This is a genomic window from Amycolatopsis sp. NPDC004772 (assembly GCF_053601215.1).
Window position 1 is genome coordinate 31,263 of the sequence record NZ_JBSGBK010000036.1, and the last position, 15,071, is coordinate 46,333.

The 15,071-nt window shown below is 70.9% G+C and carries 11 protein-coding genes; 10 read left to right on the forward strand and 1 reads right to left on the reverse strand.

Annotation, left to right across the window (positions count from 1 at the left end; all coding sequences use genetic code 11):
• The first annotated feature begins 14 nt into the window (after positions 1-14).
• The 3 genes from ACWEF6_RS22255 (at position 15) to ACWEF6_RS22265 (ending at position 3,751) form a co-directional block, all read left to right on the forward strand.
• Positions 15-2,312 (forward strand): sodium-translocating pyrophosphatase, encoded by a 2,298-nt coding sequence (locus tag ACWEF6_RS22255; protein WP_449684704.1) that lies wholly within the window; start codon positions 15-17, stop codon positions 2,310-2,312.
• A gap of 146 nt (positions 2,313-2,458) precedes the next feature.
• On the forward strand, positions 2,459-3,049 hold the full coding sequence (locus ACWEF6_RS22260; protein WP_449684705.1) for a hypothetical protein: 591 nt from the start codon (positions 2,459-2,461) through the stop codon (positions 3,047-3,049).
• 51 nt (positions 3,050-3,100) lie between these two features.
• Positions 3,101-3,751 (forward strand): hypothetical protein, encoded by a 651-nt coding sequence (locus ACWEF6_RS22265; RefSeq protein ID WP_310969141.1) that lies wholly within the window; start codon positions 3,101-3,103, stop codon positions 3,749-3,751.
• A gap of 18 nt (positions 3,752-3,769) precedes the next feature.
• Here the strand turns inward: ACWEF6_RS22265 and ACWEF6_RS22270 are convergent, their stop codons facing one another.
• Positions 3,770-4,576 carry a S1 family peptidase gene (locus tag ACWEF6_RS22270; RefSeq protein ID WP_449684706.1) on the reverse strand — a complete coding sequence of 269 codons (807 nt, stop codon included), beginning with the start codon at positions 4,574-4,576 and terminating at the stop codon, positions 3,770-3,772.
• Positions 4,577-4,872: 296 nt separating this feature from the next.
• Between ACWEF6_RS22270 and topA the strand changes: the two genes are divergently transcribed.
• The 7 genes from topA (at position 4,873) to ACWEF6_RS22305 (ending at position 15,057) form a co-directional block, all read left to right on the forward strand.
• On the forward strand, positions 4,873-7,734 hold the full coding sequence (gene topA, locus ACWEF6_RS22275) for a type I DNA topoisomerase (RefSeq protein ID WP_449684707.1): 2,862 nt from the start codon (positions 4,873-4,875) through the stop codon (positions 7,732-7,734).
• Positions 7,735-7,870: 136 nt separating this feature from the next.
• Positions 7,871-8,449, forward strand: a complete 579-nt coding sequence (locus ACWEF6_RS22280) for a hypothetical protein (protein ID WP_449684708.1) — start codon at positions 7,871-7,873, stop codon at positions 8,447-8,449.
• 86 nt (positions 8,450-8,535) lie between these two features.
• On the forward strand, positions 8,536-9,327 hold the full coding sequence (locus ACWEF6_RS22285) for an ESX secretion-associated protein EspG (RefSeq protein ID WP_449684709.1): 792 nt from the start codon (positions 8,536-8,538) through the stop codon (positions 9,325-9,327).
• A 422-nt stretch (positions 9,328-9,749) separates the two neighbouring features.
• Positions 9,750-10,541: a hypothetical protein gene (locus tag ACWEF6_RS22290; RefSeq protein ID WP_449684710.1), complete on the forward strand. Its 792-nt coding sequence runs from the start codon at positions 9,750-9,752 to the stop codon at positions 10,539-10,541.
• 482 nt (positions 10,542-11,023) lie between these two features.
• Positions 11,024-11,617 (forward strand): hypothetical protein, encoded by a 594-nt coding sequence (locus ACWEF6_RS22295; RefSeq protein WP_449684711.1) that lies wholly within the window; start codon positions 11,024-11,026, stop codon positions 11,615-11,617.
• A gap of 126 nt (positions 11,618-11,743) precedes the next feature.
• Entirely contained in the window at positions 11,744-13,855 is a 2,112-nt protein-coding gene (locus ACWEF6_RS22300; RefSeq protein ID WP_449684712.1) for a bifunctional MFS transporter/dTMP kinase, read from the forward strand.
• Positions 13,852-15,057 carry a DNA polymerase III subunit delta' gene (locus ACWEF6_RS22305; protein WP_449684713.1) on the forward strand — a complete coding sequence of 402 codons (1,206 nt, stop codon included), beginning with the start codon at positions 13,852-13,854 and terminating at the stop codon, positions 15,055-15,057. Before ACWEF6_RS22300 ends, ACWEF6_RS22305 begins: the two co-directional genes overlap by 4 nt.
• Positions 15,058-15,071 lie beyond the last annotated feature (14 nt).

The following is a 15,071-nucleotide window of genomic DNA, read 5'->3' on the forward strand; positions in this document are numbered from 1 at the left end:
CTCATGGAGGACGAATGTCACGGCAGTTCCTCGCGGAGGGCGGCGGAAATCTCGCGCTCTCCGGAGGTGGCTACACGATTGTCGGTGTAGTCGCCGTGGTCGCGCTTGCCGCACTCGTCATCGGCTACGTCCTGCTCAAGGAGGTGCTGGCCGCAGGCCAGGGCACCGCCAAGATGCAGGACATCGCCAAGGCGGTGCAGGAAGGCGCGGCCGCGTACCTCAAGCGGCAGCGGAACACCCTCGCCATCTTCGGCGTGATCGTGTTCCTCCTGCTCTTCATCCTTCCCGCCGACGACTGGAACGAGAAGATCGGCCGTTCGATCTTCTTCCTGGTCGGTGCGGGTTTCTCGTTCGCGATCGGCTACCTCGGCATGTGGCTGGCGACGCAGGCCAACCTGCGCGTCGCGGCCGCGTCGCGTGAGGAAGGCGGCCGCGAGAAGGCGATGCGCGTCGCGTTCCGCACCGGCGGCGTGGTCGGCATGATCACCGTCGGCCTCGGCCTCTTCGGTGCCGCGGTCGTCGTGCTGGTCTACACCGGCCAGGCGCCCAAGGTGCTCGAGGGCTTCGGCTTCGGCGCCGCCCTGATCGCGATGTTCATGCGTGTCGGCGGCGGTATCTTCACCAAGGCCGCCGACGTCGGCGCGGACCTGGTCGGCAAGGTCGAGCAGGGCATCCCGGAGGACGACCCCCGCAACGCCGCGACCATCGCGGACAACGTGGGCGACAACGTCGGTGACTGCGCCGGCATGGCCGCGGACCTCTTCGAGTCCTACGCCGTCATGCTGGTTGCCGCGCTGATCCTGGGCAGCACCGCCTTCGGCGTGCACGGCCTGATCTTCCCGCTGATCGTGCCGGCCATCGGCGTGATCACCGCCGTCATCGGTGTCTACATCACCAAGGCGCGCGCGGGCGAAGGCGGCCTGGTCACGATCAACCGCTCCTTCTACATCTCCGCGGTGATTTCCGCGGTGCTGTCGGCGATCGCGGCGTTCGTGTACCTGCCGAGCAGCTTCTCCGACTTCGGCCCGGGCTTCGAGGGCACCGGCAACCCGGCGGTCATCGCGACCATTGCGGTGATCATCGGCATCGTGCTCGCCGCGGTCATCCTGAAGCTGACCGGCTACTACACCGGCACCGAGTACAAGCCGGTCAAGGACGTCGGCCGCACCTCGGAAACCGGCCCGGCGACGGTCATCCTGTCCGGCATCTCGGTCGGCTTCGAGTCCGCTGTGTACACCGCCCTCGTGATCGGCGCCGCCGTCTTCGGCGCCTACCTGCTGGGCGGCGGCATCGCGCTGTTCGCCGTGGCGCTGGCCGGCACCGGCCTGCTGACCACCGTCGGCGTCATCGTCGCGATGGACACCTTCGGCCCGGTTTCGGACAACGCGCAGGGCATCGCCGAGATGTCCGGTGACGTCGACGAAAAGGCCGCGCAGATCCTCACCGAGCTCGACGCGGTCGGCAACACCACCAAGGCGATCACCAAGGGCATCGCGATCGCCACGGCGGTCCTCGCGGCGACGGCGCTGTTCGGGTCCTACTCGGACGCGATCACGAAGACGCTGTCGGGCATGGGCACCGGCGTGGTCACCGGGCTCGACGCGGCGAAGTCGTTCGTCAACGAGATCGTCAGCCCGAACACGCTGGTCGGCGTGATCATCGGTGCCGCTGTGGTGTTCCTCTTCTCCGGTCTCGCCGTCAACGCGGTCTCCCGCGCGGCCGGCGCGGTCGTCTTCGAGGTGCGCCGCCAGTTCCGCGACATCCCGGGGATCATGGAGGGCACCACCCGTCCCGAGTACGGCAAGGTCGTCGACATCGTCACGCGCGACTCGCTGCGCGAGCTGACGACGCCGGGTCTGCTGGCGGTCTTCGCCCCGATCGCGGTCGGCTTCGGTCTGGGCACCGGCGCGCTCGCCGGCTACCTGGCCGGCGCGATCGCCTGCGGCACCCTGATGGCGATCTTCCTCGCCAACTCCGGTGGCGCGTGGGACAACGCGAAGAAGCTGGTCGAGGACGGCAACCACGGTGGCAAGGGCTCGTCGTCGCACGAGGCCACCATCATCGGTGACACCGTGGGTGACCCGTTCAAGGACACCGCCGGCCCGGCGATCAACCCGCTGATCAAGGTGATGAACCTGGTCTCCGTGCTGATCGCGCCCGCCGTCGTGCAGTTCTCGATCGGTCCCGACGAGAACGCCGCCGTCCGCATCATCATCTCGCTCGTCGCGGTCGCCGTGATCGTGGCGGCGATCGTGGTGTCGAAGCGGCGGGGCACCGTCATTTCCGACACCCCGGCCGAAATCAAGGCCTGAGTTCCAGGGTGACCCCGGGCCCGGTGCGCCGCGACGCGCACCGGGCCCGGGGCCTGCCCGTCCCAGAAAGGCCCGGCGACTTGCGAAGCACCACCGAGTCGGTACCGTCGGGCCTGCCGGGACGTCGTCGGGCAGGAGGTACGCGAGTGCGGCAGCGGACGACCGTTTTCGCCGCTCTCACCACGACGATCGCCATCGGTCTCGCCGGGTGCGGGCAGCCCGCCGAAGTGCAGGCGCCGCCGCGCGACCAGGACGTTCCGGTGATGACGCCGTCGCCCCGGCCCGATCCGGTGGCGAGCTGGGCGAGCGGCTACTGCGACGCGGTGACGCACCTGGTCGGCGCGCTCGCGTCGCTGCCGGCCGTCGACCCCAGTACGCCGCAGAAGGCGTCCCGGACGTCCAGTGACCTGCTCGCCTCGGTCGTCGACGGGCTCGACCAGAGCCTGGCCGGACTGAACGCGCTCGGAGCGCCGCCGCTGCCGTCGGCGGACGGCGGGCGCCAGGACGTCATCGGGCAGTTCACCGCGATCCGCGTGGACGCCGAGAACGCGCGGCAGCGCATCGAAGCGGCCCGCGGGAACGCCGCGGCGACGAAGGAGGCCCTCGGCCAGGCCAGGGCGACGCTCGACCGCATCGACGCGCTCGACTACCTCAAGGGCCTCAAGGACGTCCCCGCCCTCGCCGCGGCGGAACAGCGCACTCCGGCCTGCCGCCGGCTGGATCAGCCTGCCGGCTGAAGATCCGCGCGAGACCTCCCGCGAATCGAACTTGTGTTCTAGTATGGCGCGGTGGATCGGACGATCTCGCTCTTCTCCGCCGAGGCCAGCGGGCCGGGCCTGGGCGACCTGGCCGGACTGTTGTGCTGCCACGGCCAGATCACCGGCTTCGGGCGCACCGCCGCCCGGCTGTCGGTGGTCGTCGAAGAGCCGTGGCGGGCCCACGTCCTGGCCGGCGAGTTCCGCTGCCGTGGTGCGGACGCCCAGGTCTCGAAGGCCGACTGCGGCCGTCCGCAGGTCCGCACGTCCTTCCGGGTCGACCTGCTGCCGCTGGCGCTGCGGTGGCTGCGTGAGGGCTGCGCGGGCCCGGTCGAGGACGACTCGGGCAAGGCGGTGCCGGACGGGTTCCGGCTGAGCGGCGCGATGCTGCGGATGTGGGCGCTGGCCGGCGGCCGTCCCGGCACGCAGGGTTACCTGCTGGGCGTCGACCCGCTCGCGCCCGGCATGCACGAGCGGCTGGTCGAAGCGCTGACGCCGTTGGGCGTCGCGGCGAAGCTCACCGGTCCGAAGGCCGACGTCCCGGCCGTCAAAGTCACCGGGAAACGCCGGCTGGAGGCGCTGCTGGAGCTGATCGGGGAGCCGCCGCCCGGCGCCGAAGCGGCGTGGCCGGGCGCGGCCCCGCAACCGGTCCCGCACCCGGAGGCCGTGACGAGCACGGCCTGACCGGGTGCGGGAGCCGCGTCAGGGCCGGGGCAGCGTGCAGCCGGCCTGGGTGAGCGCGATTTCGTTGGCCGGGGTCAGGCACGCGGGAATGCCGTAGGTCTCCTGGCCGTAGTTCGTCTTGTAGTGCACGGTGACGTTCCCGGCCTGGTCGACCTCGCACGGGTTGTTGTCCGTGCAGCGCTGGCCGTCTTCGTTGCCGGTGTTGTTCACGCCGACGACCTTGCCGCCGGAGACGATCGGCGAACCGGAGGTCCCGCCGATGGTCTGGCAGGCGGACGTGTAGCGGATCGAGTCCTTCCAGGTCCAGCTGCCCTCCTTCAACCGGTAGACGAAACCGTCGATGTTGCAGGAGTAGATGCGCTTCCAGTACCCCGAGACGACGTCGATCGCGGCGCCGGCCGACGGGTGCGCGTTCGACAGTTCCAGCGGCGAGATCCCGTAGCTCGCCTTGATCTGCGCGTAGGTGGTGGTGAGCTGGTAGAGCGACACGTCGGTGTCGGTCATCGTGCCGTAGACGATCTTCTTGGCCCGGAGCGTCGCCTTGTTGCTGCCGCTGGCGCTGAGCAGCGTGAACGTCCGGCTGGAGGTGCGGTTGGTGATCACCTGGCCCGGCGCCGGGAAACCGGTTTCGAGGCAGTGCCCGTTGGACATCACGAGCGCGGGCGCGGTGTCGGGCGTCGCGGCGGGCTTGACCACCGATCCCGAGCAGTTGGACAGGGCCACGGTGCCGGCGAAGTTCGCCGCGGCCGCGTTCGCCGGTGTGACCCCCAGCAATACTGTGGCGGTCGCGGCGGTGAACAGGGCGCCGAGCAGGCGTCGGGTCATGGCGGGTCCTTTCGGCTGGACGGGGAAACCAGTGAAGCGGTGACATCCCCGCGCCCACCACCGTCGAACGGAGGGTATCCGGACGGTCACGCGCTAGGCTGCGCGGGACGTGGCCGAAATCACGTGGCAGGTAACTTGGGGAAACATCGTCGAGGTCAGCGGCGATGCGCTGGGCACAGGACCGGCGGCGTGTTGGGCCACCTCCGCGCCGTCCGGCCGGGAACAGCGTGCACACTGGCAGGTCGAGACACGGGCCCTGGCAGGGACGTGGTGCAGTCCCGCGGCGGCGGGACGAGATGAGCGGAGAGCAGGACAGCGTGGCAGGAGCACGGACCAAGAAGAACGGAGCCGCGGCGGGCAACGGCGCCGGGCACCGGCGGCTGGTCATCGTCGAGTCGCCGACGAAGGCCCGCAAGATCGCGCCCTACCTCGGCGGCGGATACGTCGTCGAGTCCTCCGTCGGGCACATCCGCGACCTGCCGCGCGGTGCCGCCGACGTCCCCGCCCAGTACAAGGGCGAGGCGTGGGCGCGGCTCGGCGTCGACGTCGACAACGGCTTCAAGGCCCTCTACGTGGTGACCCCGGACAAGAAGTCCAAGGTCACCGAGCTCAAGGGCCTGCTGAAGGACGTCGACGAGCTCTACCTCGCCACGGACCCCGACCGCGAGGGCGAGGCCATCGCGTGGCACCTCCTCGAGACGCTCAAGCCGAAGGTCCCGGTCCGCCGGATGGTCTTCCACGAGGTCACCGAGCAGGCCATCCGCGCGGCCGCCGACTCGACCCGAGAGCTGGACGCCGACCTCGTCGACGCGCAGGAGACCCGCCGCATCCTCGACCGCCTCTACGGCTACGAGGTCTCGCCGGTGCTGTGGAAGAAGGTCATGCCGAAGCTGTCGGCGGGCCGCGTGCAGTCGGTGGCGACCCGGATCGTGGTCGAGCGCGAACGCGAGCGGATGCGCTTCACCTCGGCGTCGTACTGGGACATCTCGGCGACCATGGACGCCGGTGAAGAGGCTTCGCCGCGGAACTTCCCGGCGCGGCTGGTCGCCGTCGACGGCGCGCGCCTGGCCACGGGCCGCGACTTCGGCTCGGACGGGCAGCTCAAGGCGTCGAACACCGAGGTCCGCGTGCTGGCAGAGGCCGACGCACGGCGCCTGGCCGAAGCGCTGAAGCAGCGTGACTTCAAGGTCGCGAGCGTCGAAGAGAAGCCGTACACGCGCAAGCCGTACGCGCCCTTCATGACGTCGACGCTGCAGCAGGAGGCCGGCCGCAAGATGCGGTTCACCTCCGAGCGCACCATGCGGATCGCGCAGAAGCTGTACGAGAACGGCTACATCACCTATATGCGTACCGACTCCACGACGCTGTCGGAGTCGGCGATCTCGGCCGCGCGCAGCCAGGCCACGCAGCTGTACGGCAAGGAGTACGTCTCGCCGACGCCGCGCCAGTACACGCGCAAGGTCAAGAACGCGCAGGAGGCCCACGAGGCGATCCGGCCGTCGGGCGAGGTCTTCCGCACGCCGGGGCAGGTCGCGGGCGAGCTGGACACCGACGAGTTCCGGCTCTACGAGATGATCTGGCAGCGCACGATCGCGTCGCAGATGGCGGACGCCAAGGGCACCACGATGTCCGTGCGCATCGTCGGCAACGCGACCTCGGGCGAGGAGTGCACCTTCGCCGCTTCGGGCCGCACGATCACCTTCGCGGGCTTCCTGAAGGCGTACGTCGAAGCGGTCGACACCGAGACCGGTGGCGAAGCCGACGACAAGCAGAGCCGCCTGCCGGTGCTGGAGAAGGACCAGGCGCTGACGGCGTCCGAGCTGAACCCGGACGGCCACACCACCTCGCCGCCGGCGCGGTACTCGGAGCCGAGCCTGGTCAGCAAGCTGGAAGAGCTGGGCATCGGCCGCCCGTCGACGTACGCGTCGATCATCAAGACGATCCAGGATCGCGGCTACGTCTGGAAGAAGGGCTCCGCGCTCGTCCCGTCGTGGGTCGCGTTCGCCGTGATCGGCCTGATGGAACGGCACTTCGAGCGGCTGGTCGACTACGACTTCACCGCCGGCATGGAGGACGAGCTCGACCGCATCGCGGCCGGTGACGAGCAGCGCGCGCAGTGGCTGTCGAAGTTCTACTTCGGCGGCGACATGGGTGTCGACGGCTCGATCGGCCGCCTGGGTGGGCTGAAGAAGCTGGTCGAGGGCAGCGTCGAGGACATCGACGCGCGCGAGATCAACTCGATCCCGCTGTTCAGCGACGCCGACGGTCACACGGTCGTGGTCCGCGTCGGGCGCTACGGGCCGTACCTCGAGCGCGAGGTCAACGGCGAGTCGCAGCGTGCGAACCTGCCCGAGGACCTGCCGCCGGACGAGCTCTCGCAGGAGATCGCGGAGAAGCTGTTCGCGACCCCGCAAGAAGGCCGCACGCTGGGCACCGACCCGGTGAGCGGGCACGACATCGTCGCGAAGGAAGGCCGCTTCGGGCCGTACGTGACCGAGGTGCTGCCGGAGATCGAGATTCCCGAGGACGCCACGGCCGCGCAGAAGAAGGCGCTGAAAGCGAAGGCGCCGAAGCCGCGCACGGGCTCGCTGTTCAAGTCGATGGACATCGAGAACATCACGCTGGACGACGCGCTGAAGCTGCTCTCGCTGCCGCGCGTGGTCGGCAAGGACCCGGAGTCCGGTGACGAGATCACGGCGCAGAACGGCCGCTACGGGCCGTACCTGAAGAAGGGCACGGACTCGCGGTCGCTCTCGACCGAGGACCAGCTCTTCTCGATCACGCTCGAAGAGGCGCTGAAGATCTACTCGGAGCCGAAGCAGCGTGGGCGGTCCGCCACCGCGAAGCCGCCGCTCAAGGAGCTCGGCGACGACCCGGTGTCGGGCAAGCCGATGGTGGTCAAGGATGGCCGGTTCGGCCCGTACGTGACCGATGGCGAGTACAACGCGACGTTGCGGAAGGGCGACGAAATCGAGTCGCTGACCGCGGAACGGGCGGCCGAGCTGCTGGCGGAGAAGCGGGCCAAGGGTCCGGCGCCGAAGCGGAAGGCGCCCGCGCGCAAGCCGGCTTCGACGACGGCGAAGACGGTCAAGGCGGGCACGACCAAGAAGGCGACCACGGCCAAGCGCTCGAGCTCGACCGCGACGAAGGCCAAGTGAGACCCGAGGGCCTCCTCCTGTGGGGAGGCCCTCGGCGTCACACCTTCAGGTGACACCTCGAACGGATGTTCGGGAAATTGTCGGTGGTCCCGGGTTTCCTGAACGCGTGACCAGCACACCACGCACCGTGCACACGGTGACCACCAAGATCCTGAAGCCGGTCCGGGCGGCGGCCGCCGGTAGTTCCACCGCCCTGGACCTGATGGAGGCGCTGCCCGAGTTCCCGGGCAGCGGCGGCGTCTGCGGCGTGGCCGTCGCGATGTCCGAGGAGCCGTGGACGTCGGCGTTCTTCGACGATCGGACCGCGTTCGGCATCGCCGGGGACGGGTTGAGCCTGTCCGGGCCCTCGCCGGGCGGCGTCGCGAAGCTGCTGCGGCTGGCGTTGACGCGCCTGCCGCCGTTGCCGCCGGCGCCGGGTGAGGGCCTGTACCTCGACGCTGACGAGCGCGGGGTGCTCGAACCCGAGCAGGAGTGTCTCGTCCTCGATTTGATGGACGACCTCCGGCGGACCCGGCGTGGCACCGTCCAGTTCGACATCCACCGCGACGGCTCACCGCCGCAGTGGGAGATGCTCGCGTTCGTCGACGACGACCGCGGCCGGCACCTGGCGGCCTTGGAGAGACCCAGGGGTGGCCACCGCCGGCTCTGGTGGCTGCCCGGGACCGTGGAGAGGCTCGCCGAGCTCGTCGAAGGGCGGGTTCCGGAGCATGGCTGAGCCGCTCGCCGACCGCTCACCGACCGATGTCACCATCTCGAACATATGTGCGAGAAATTGTCGGTGCCAGGGTGTTCAATCGAGGGGTGAGCAACGCAGTCGCCGTCTTCGACGTCATCGACGAGGTCATCGCCCCGCTGTCGGCCGAGGTGCCGGAGCGGCCCTCGGTGATGGAGTTCTACGACCCCGAGTTCGAGATCCCGCCGGTGCTGGCGGACACCGGTCCGCTGCCGGGGCGTCGCTCCGCACCCGCGTCGAGCCTCGCGGACGAGGTGGAGCAGTACACGCGCTTCGTGGCGGGGATGGCCGCGATCGGCCTCGCTCCGGGCGGCGAGGTCACGGCGGAGGCGGTCGGCCTGTACCGGGCCCTGCGCGGCGGCTTCATCCGCGGCGTGGTCACCGGCGTCTTCCCGGCGCGGGCCAAGCCGTGGGAGGTCCGCTTCTTCGGCGACGAGGACTACACGACGGTCCTGCACAAGCTGGGCAACCGCGCGCGGCTGCGGTCGGGCTTCCTCAGCGAGCTGCCGGGCTGGGTGTTCGACGGCCTGCCCGACCGCCCACCAGGGCCGGGCGAGCACGTGCGCATCGAGACGGACGAGCGCGGCCTGATCCCGCGGCACTGCGAGAGGGCGGTCGACCTGATCCGCCAGTCCGCGGCCCGCCCGAGGCTGGGCACGGTCCTGGTCGACCTGGCGGTGCGCAACGCCATCCTGGCCGAATACCCGCACGGCGCGTTCGGCCTGGTGGACAACGACCTGGGCCGCTACCAGTTCAGCGCAGCAGTGGCCAGAAGCGGCCGCTGGACGGTGACGTGGGGTCCAGCCTCGCGCAGAACGGCGGAGCAGTGGATCGTCGAGGCGGTGCAGAGCCATGCATGAGCAAAGGGAGGTCCGAAAGACGGCAGGTGAGGGAGTGGACAGGGTGGTAGCGGCGGCCTCGAAAGACCTGACGGTCCGAGAGGCAATCCTCGCGGCAGCCGAGCTGAACAACGGCATCCCAGAGCAACGCCCCTCAGTCGACCCAGCGCCAACCCCGCCCATCTCAAGCGACCCGGCCGGCTCGGATCACGCGGCAGGCGCTGGTGGCGCGAGTCGCCCGGTCGGCTCGGCCGGCCCGCCCGGCTCGCCTGGCGCAGCCGGCCCGGTTGGCGCGAGCGGTCCGGCTGGCTCGGGTAGTTCGGCCTGCGCAGGCGGCCCACGTAGCCGGGCTGGCGCGAGCGGCTCGGGTGGCTCGGCAAGCGCGGCCCGCCCACCCGGTCCAGCTGCCGGGCCCGGTTCCCGTGCAAGCGAGAGGCGGCGGCATGGCTGAGCGCACAGCGGCCCGAGAGCTGCTCGAGCTGGCGGCCGGCCCGGTGCTGGCGGCCATGCCGGACCGCGAGCCGGTCGATCGGCTCTACAACCCGGACGTCAGCGACCACGACATCCTGGTCCACGGCCCGGTGTCGGACGACCCGGCGGACCTGGTGGCCGAGGTCGAGCGCCACATGGCGTGGGCCGCCTGGATCGACGGCACCCCGTTCGGCACGAACGGCGAGCTCAACGAGATCGGCTTCGAGGTGGTCTCGCTGATGCTGCGCGGCTCAGTCCGCGCGGCCCTGTGCGGCGTGTTCGACGACGGCCCGGAGACGGCGGACATCCGCTGCTACGCCGACGGCGAGCGCGCCTTCATGATGGGCTCGCTCCCCGGCCGCACGGCGATCCACCTGGCCGACTTCGAGGAACTGCCGGAGATGCTGGTGGCCGAGCTACCGGACGTCCCGTTCGGTGCTTCCCCGAGAGCAATCTGGGTCTCGGTCGACGACGACGGCCTGGTCCACGACGGCCAAGACGACGACATAGGAGCAATGCGAGAGCTCCTGGCCCGCCCGAGATCGGGAACGGCGGTCCTGGACATGTTGGCCTTCGGAGGCCTGTGCGCGGAGTTCCCCGACCACGGTTTCGTCCTGGTCGACACCGACCTGGGCCGCTTCGCCCTGGCCGCACTCGACCGAGGAGAGGGCCGCCGCCAGCTGGTCCTGAGCCCCTTCAGTCGCGGCATGCTCCGCGACTGGTGCCGCAAGATGATCGACCTCGGACAGGAGGAGACGCCCTGAGCAAAGGCCGCAGGTGGGGCAGAAGCGGCAGGGCCGGCCCCCGGTCGGCTCGCCCCGGCGGGCCACCCAGCCCACACCGACCCAACAGCCCAGCCCGCCCGCTCGATCCAGCCCAGCCCGCCCGGGCCAGCCCGCCCGCTCGATCCGGCCCAGCTCGCCCGGGCCAGCCCGCCCGGCCCGGCCCCGCCCAGTCGGCCCGGCCCGGCCGCCCAACCCGCACCTAAACCCAACCCCGAACTGGCCACCCGAAGGCCAGCCCCTGGCCACCACCCCAACCCAGCCACTGTGACCCGATTCACTACGATCTGTCACCAGCAGCGGTCGACCTGGTGACCGTCGGACTGGACACTTCAGGAGGTTCGGGTGCGGGCTTGCGCTGCGTGACCGACCATCCACTGGAGACAGAGCCATTGGGCGGATGCGTTATCCGCCAGCGTCGCTACCCTGGAAAGGCGAGGACATTCAGTAGTGAGGTGGTCACCATGAGCGCGAACGGTGAGGCTCCCTTCTTCAATGCCCCCGAGCTCACTCAGCGCGACGGCACACTGTCCGAAGCACCTGGCGAGATGTTCGCGGACCCGGTCTCCGGGCTGGTCACGGCGTCGCCCGAGCCGCGCACCGCGGTCCCGAATGGCCACGAGCCCATCGCCATCCCGGTGGCCGGGCCGGTGCAGCCGGACGAGGAAGCCGTGCGGCGGATGGTCGAGGAGACGCTCCGCGAGGACAAGGCGCCCGAGGCGGTCCCGCCGGCCGGCACCTTGAACCAGGGCCAGCCGTTGGGCCTGCTCCCGAGGCAGCGAACACGGCGGCGCACCTGGCCGACGAGGCCGCCGCAGATCATGCGGCCCGTGCGGCAGGAGCCGCTGGCCGATGAAGACCTCGACGACGTCGAGCTCGTGCCCGTCAAGCGGCGGCGGCTGCCGAGGATGCCTTCGGTGTCGATGCCGGCGTTCAACCGGCCGTCGTCGAGCGCGGCCGGGGTCATGCTCGCCGTCGCCTTGCTGATCGTGTTCGGGTTCGTCGCCATCGAGATGGTTTCGAGCCTGGTCAGCAGCGTGACGGGGCTGTTCGACTAGCGCCCTCGCCCGCCTCGCACCACGGGGCCGTCCCGCGCGCCAGACGCCGATCGGGCTACCCTGGCTTCACGGTCGGGTCCCTCCCGGCACCGCGGTGACTAGTGGGGTGGGCGTATCAGCGAGGGCGTGCGATCGGTACCCGGGGCCGGCCCGGGTGCGTCGTCGGGCGCCGAGGCGTCCACGATCAACCGGGTCCGGCGGGTACTGGCGATCAAACCGTTCCGGCGCCTGTGGGGCGTCACGTACCTGTGCAGCGTGGCCGACTGGCTGAACATCCTGGCCCTCACCGGCCTGGCCACGAAGCTCACCGACAACTACTTCGCGCAGAACTTCGCCTTCGTCGGCGTCGTCCTGACCGGCCTGGCGCCGGGGCTGCTGTTCGCCCCGGTCGGCGGGCTGCTCGCGGACCGGTTCGACCGCCGCAAGGTCATGGTCGTCGCCGACCTGCTGCGGTGCGGCTTCCTGCTGTCCATCGCGATCGTCAGCGCGCCCTGGTGGCTGCTCGCCGGCAACTTCCTCGTCGGCTGCGCCTCCAGCATGTGGATCCCCTCGAAAGAGGCCGCGGTCCCGAACCTGCTCCGCCGGCCCGACCAGGTCGAGACGGCCAACCAGCTCGGCATGGTGATGACCTACGGCCTCGCCGTCATCACCGCGGCCGGCGCGAACGCGGTCATCACCGGCGTCAACACGACGTTCCACCTGTTCCCCGGCGACCCGAGCCTCAACATCGCCAAACTGGTCGTCATCATCACCGGCCTGCTCTACCTGGCGAGCGCGATCCTCATCGCCACGCGGATCCCCGAACTCTCGCTGCGCAACGTCCACGCGACACCGGAGCAGAAGGTCAAGCAGGCCGACGAGGAAAAGCTCGGCATCGGCGCGATGATCGCCGACGGCTTCCGGTTCATCCGCAGCACACCACTCGTGCGCGGGCTGCTGGTGGGCGCGTTCGGCGCGTTCGTCGCCGGCGGCGCCGTGATCGGTTCGGCCAAGCCGTACTCCTCCAGCCTGGGGGCCGGTGACTCCGCGTTCAGCCTGCTCGTCCTCGCCGTCTTCCTCGGCCTCGCCACCGGCATGGTCTTCGCGCCCAAGCTCGCCCGCCGGCTCCCGCACGACCGGCTGTTCGGCCTCTCGATCGTCGCGGCCGCGATCTCGCTCGCCCTCGTGGCGCTGTCCCCGCACCTGACCATCTCGCTGATCACTGTGGTGCTGGTCGGCATCTGCGCCGGCACCGCGTTCCTGACCGGCGTGACGATCATCGGCTCGCGCGTCGAGGACGCCATCCGTGGCCGGATCAACGCGATCTACCAGCTGATGATGAAGCTGGTGCTGTTCGGCACCACGGTCACCGTGCCGCTGCTCGTCGGCGCGGTGCAGCGGAACACGATCACCGTCTGGGGCAACCCGCTCACCATCGACGGCACGCGCCCGGTGATGCTCGGCGGCGCCACGATCGCGCTGGTCGCCGGGCTCTTCGCCTACCGGCAGATGGACGACAAGCGCACCGAGCCGATCCTCGCCGACCTGCGCAACGCGCTGCGCCGCTCGCCGCGGCGCGTCAACGGCTTCCTCATCGCCGTCGAGGGCACCACCGCGATCAACACCGCCATCCAGGCCGTCAACCTCGCCGACTGGATGCGCGGCGGCACCCGGCCGGTCGTCGTCGCCGCCGACCCCGCGCTCGACGACCAGCGGCTCACCGCGCTCGTCTCCGGCGCCTCGCTCACCGGTGCGCGTGCCCAGGCGCTGGCCGCCGCCGCGGTGCGGGCCGACATCGTGGAGCGGCACGTCCAGCCCGCGCTGGACGCCGGCTCGGTGGTCGTGATGGAGCGGTTCGTCGACTCGCCGCTGGCGCACCTGTCCGCCGTCGCCGGGCTCGACAGCGACGAGCTCGAAGGCCTCGCCGACTGGGCGACCGGCCGGCTGCGCCCGGACCTGACCATCCTGCTGGACGCCGCCCCGAACGGGGCCCCGCGCGACAAGTCGGCCGCGATGAACGACCAGTGGCGCGTCCAGCACCTGCTCACCGAGATGGCCGCGGCCGACCCGGACCGGTACGTCGTGATCGATGCCGACGGTACCGACGTCGAGGTCGCCGAGCGCATCCGCACCGCGCTGCGCGCCGTGTTCGTCGGACGGCTGGCCGCGCTGGCGCCGACGACGGAGAAGCCGGTGACGCTCCCGCTGGACACCCTCCCCATCGAGACCCCGGAAGAGCCTCGCGTGGAGGCGAAGTGACGACGACCGAACGCATCGGCGTCTGGAACCAGCTGGTCGGCCAGGAACCCGCGGTCGAAACGCTGAGCGCGGCCGCTTCGGCCGCCGCCAAGATCGTCGCCGGCGAACCGGCGCCGCCCGGCGCGATGACGCACGCCTGGCTGCTCACCGGCCCGCCCGGCTCCGGCCGCTCGGTCGCCGCGCGGACGTTCGCCGCGGCCCTGCAGTGCAGCACCGGCACCGGCTGCGACGCCTGCCCCGGCTGTCACACGACGATGGCGGGCACGCACGCCGACGTCCGGCTCGTGGTGCCGGAAGGCCTGTCGATCTCGGTCGCCGAGATGCGCGCGCTGGTCCAGGCGGCCGCACGGCGCCCGACGACCGGCAACTGGCAGGTCGTGATCATCGAGGACGCGGACAGGCTCACCGAAGGCGCGTCGAACGCCCTGCTGAAGGCCGTCGAGGAGCCGCCGGACCGCACGGTGTTCCTGCTGTGCGCGCCGTCGGACCACCCCGAAGACGTCTCGGTGACGATCCGCTCGCGCTGCCGCCTGGTGACGCTCCGGACGCCGCCACCGGAGGCGATCGCGGACGTGCTGATGCGCCGCGACCACGTCGACGCCGAACGCGCGCAGTGGGCCGCTTCGGTGTGCGGCGGCCACGTCGGCCGCGCGCGCCGGCTCGCCACCGACGAGGCCGCGCGGCAGCGCCGGGCCACCGTGCTGCGGATCCCGCTCGGCCTCCGCCGGATGAGCGACGTCTTCACCTGCGCCGACCAGCTGATCAGCGCGGCCGAGGCGGACGCGGGCGAGGCCAGCAAGGCCCGCGACGAGGACGAGCGCAACGAGCTGCGGACAGCGATGGGCGGTGACGGCGTCGGCAAGGGCGTCGCGGGCGCCAAGCGAGCCGCCGAAGCCGCGGTCAAGCAGCTGGAGAAGAAGCAGAAGTCCCGCGCGACCCGAACCCAGCGCGACACGCTCGACCTCGCGCTGGTCGACCTCGCCGGCTTCTACCGCGACGTCCTGGTGACGGCGACCCACTCCGGCGCGACGCTCAACCACCCGGACCACGCCGACCAGATCCGCGAAGCAGCGTCGTCGTGGACGACGGAGTCGACGCTGCGCCGGCTCGAAGCCGTGCTGGAGTGCCGCGAGGCGATCGAGCTGAACGTGAAGCCGCGCATCGCCGTCGAGGCGATGGTCACGACGCTTCGCCAAGGCTGAACACGAAGGAGCCC